Raw genomic sequence first — 2,604 nt, forward strand, 5'->3', positions numbered from 1 at the left:
TTATTGCTAAGGTTAACGACGGTTAGATTCACCTCTTACACAGCACCTGGTCCTTGTATCCTATTCACAAAGCGCTAGGTGTTATCGCTCTATTGTTAGTATTACCACGTGCAATTTACCGTATTAAAAAAGGCTTCTTACCTGCTGATGACAATGCATCAGAGGCACTTAAGGAAAGCCATTCATTTCGCCCATTGGGGTTTACTAATAGGTACCTTGTTAATGCCAGTAAGCGGTATGCTTTACTCAGGCTTTGGTGGGTACGGTATCGATGTGTTTGGTCTGGCTTTAGTGCCAAATAACTATACAGAGAATGGCGCAGTACCTTTCAATGAGACTATTTTTGTAGTTGCTAAAGCTGCACATTCTTATATTGCTTATGCGTTAACAGGTCTGATTGCATTACATATGCTGGGTGCCATTAAGCATCATGCGTTTGATAAAGACACGACATTACTGCGCACGTTAGGCCGTGCTTAATTAGGAGGTGCTGTGTAAGAGGTGAATCTAACCGTCGTTAACCTTAGCAATACGTAACTGAACCAAGTAACGTACAATAACGTATTGCTAAGGTTAAGCTAGGTCAATCTCCTTCGGAAGTCAGCACCTCTCTAGAACCTATTCTTCTCTACAAAAGTATCAAATCGTTTTACATGTATATGTGCTTGTTTTACAGATTGAAATCTTTCAAAATCTCCTTTTGTTACTGTTACTTCCCGTCTTCTATGGTCTGTATAAGTAACCGAACCTTTACCTTCTTCAAACAACCTGTCTATTACTTCTTGTTTAGATAAGCCTTCGTAATCAGTTCAGTGTTTTATTATTAAAAAACAGTCTATGTTTATTCTTTAAAGGGTTAAATAACGAATGTAAAAGTACAGAAAACCTAGAACAATTTCTATTTTGTTCAAAATCATATTCACTTGCTAGTTTCTTATCTGCATTATACTTGTCTTCATCTATTTCAAATTGCTTTCTAAAAGGATAGGTATTAAAATCAACTTTCAGTTTTTCTTTATTTACTTCCCTTAACGTTTCCATAATCAGTTGAGACCTATTCATAGCATCTACTAAATTTTTAATCCCTTCTTGCGGAAGAATAACAAAGCTACTTATCTTTGTCTCTTTTTGATTTGTATTCATTTCTATTCAGACCCTTCTGTCTTTAGTTTGCCTACCCTCTGTAGGACTTTATCTATGATAAACGTATTTTACAAGTATACGTTATATCCGAATAATGTTTCATCTGTAGGTTCTAACATATCATATACAGGTTTGAAGTATTCACCTTCTAACACTTTGTAGAACTCTACTGTTTCCTTATCTTCATTACCAATATCAACAGTTGCATCAATCTCGACTGCATAAGTTTTTGCTTTTAAGTAACTACTACGTTTATAACTTCTAGCAAAAGAGTCTAATACCTCCGTTAGCTGTTCGTTATCACACAATACCCCGAATTTTGCATAAGATTTCATGTAATATAAGTTAACAACTTCGATACCTTCTGTTTCTCTAATTCAGTTATAAGTTGATTGATAATTATATTCGTCTTTGTTTCCATATCTGAAAATAATGTACTAAAACTGAACTCTACAAACGTTTTATTATCTTCAAACTGGATATAAGGTATTGTCTTCCACATTACAGGAATTCTTTCTTCCTCCCTCATGTCTTCTATCCAATAACCTAATTCGTTTAATACTCTAAATAGATGTTTACCTTTTGAACTTAACTTCATATGGTGAGAATGTAATTCATATTCTTCTTCTGTTATTGTTAACTCTTCACCTGACAAAGAAGTAAACGTAATTGTTTTGTACTCTTCTATTACTTTATTACGTAAAAATTTGATGTCTTTAAATTTATACTTGTCTAAATCTTCTATCTCACTAAAAGGATAATACTGTCCTAAAGTCCCTCTTTTTCAGACGGTTCATAACAAATGTATTGAACTGACTAACCCTACGTTTTATATCTTTATCTAATTCTTCCATAGAATTAGAATCTTTATCTGCTTGTTCTAAATCTAATTTTACTGACTTTCTGTAATAATATGTTTTTGACTTTGGTTTCTGGTTTTAAACTATTTCTAAGAGAAGTTATCAACTCAAATACTTTAGTTCTCTTTTCAGTTAAAAGGTTTTTATCCTTATGTAGCTTACCTGTTGAATTAAATACAATTACATCTTCCTCTACTGGTCTTACTTCATCTACTTTGTTCATTTAACAGTCTCTCCTGTTCCTTACCTACTCTCTTGTAGGATTTATTTTGCTTACTCTTATATTATACCATATGTTTCTTTATTTGTCAAGTTCAACCAAAAATAAAAGGATAAGTCTAAATGACTTATCCCGTTATGGTTAACAGTTTATTGACTTGTTCCTACAATATAACGACCAAGATATATTGTAACTATTTAAAACCTACGTGCCAATAGGATATTAGGAGTCAATAAACTGGAATACCTAGTTTAATCTAACCTATAATTAGCTTAACCATATCTGTTTCGTATCTTGACTCGTCTTCTGCTCTTAACTCTTCTAAGAAACTTATAACGGGTTCAAATTCATACCCCTGAACAATACAATAGATATCACGTT

Annotated in this window: 4 protein-coding genes; 1 reads left to right on the forward strand and 3 read right to left on the reverse strand. The window is 33.0% G+C overall.

The features are described 5' to 3' along the window. The first annotated feature begins 153 nt into the window (after positions 1 to 153). Positions 154 to 480, forward strand: coding sequence for a cytochrome b (locus tag ACXAC4_RS21595; RefSeq protein ID WP_475165263.1), 327 nt, complete (start codon positions 154 to 156; stop codon positions 478 to 480). Positions 481 to 804: 324 nt separating this feature from the next. Here ACXAC4_RS21595 and ACXAC4_RS21600 read toward each other — a convergent pair whose 3' ends face one another. From ACXAC4_RS21600 to ACXAC4_RS21610, 3 genes are all read right to left on the reverse strand, one after another. After that, a complete protein-coding gene (locus ACXAC4_RS21600; RefSeq protein ID WP_475165258.1) occupies positions 805 to 1,143 on the reverse strand; it encodes a hypothetical protein in 339 nt (112 codons plus the stop codon). 68 nt (positions 1,144 to 1,211) lie between these two features. Further along, complete coding sequence (locus tag ACXAC4_RS21605) at positions 1,212 to 1,478, reverse strand: hypothetical protein (protein ID WP_475165260.1); 267 nt, start codon at positions 1,476 to 1,478, stop codon at positions 1,212 to 1,214. 532 nt (positions 1,479 to 2,010) lie between these two features. Then, positions 2,011 to 2,226 (reverse strand): hypothetical protein, encoded by a 216-nt coding sequence (locus ACXAC4_RS21610; protein ID WP_475165262.1) that lies wholly within the window; start codon positions 2,224 to 2,226, stop codon positions 2,011 to 2,013. Positions 2,227 to 2,604: the final 378 nt, after the last annotated feature.

The sequence above is a fragment of the Pseudoalteromonas sp. AWM4_233 genome (assembly GCF_056158285.1).

Excerpts from the sequence above, each read along its gene's own strand:
- ACXAC4_RS21595 (WP_475165263.1), top strand. The coding sequence starts at position 154 with ATGCATCAGAGGCACTTAAGGAAAGCCATTCATTTCGCCCATTGGGGT.
- ACXAC4_RS21600 (WP_475165258.1), bottom strand. The coding sequence starts at position 1,143 with ATGAATACAAATCAAAAAGAGACAAAGATAAGTAGCTTTGTTATTCTT.
- ACXAC4_RS21605 (WP_475165260.1), bottom strand. The coding sequence starts at position 1,478 with ATGAAATCTTATGCAAAATTCGGGGTATTGTGTGATAACGAACAGCTA.
- ACXAC4_RS21610 (WP_475165262.1), bottom strand. The coding sequence starts at position 2,226 with ATGAACAAAGTAGATGAAGTAAGACCAGTAGAGGAAGATGTAATTGTA.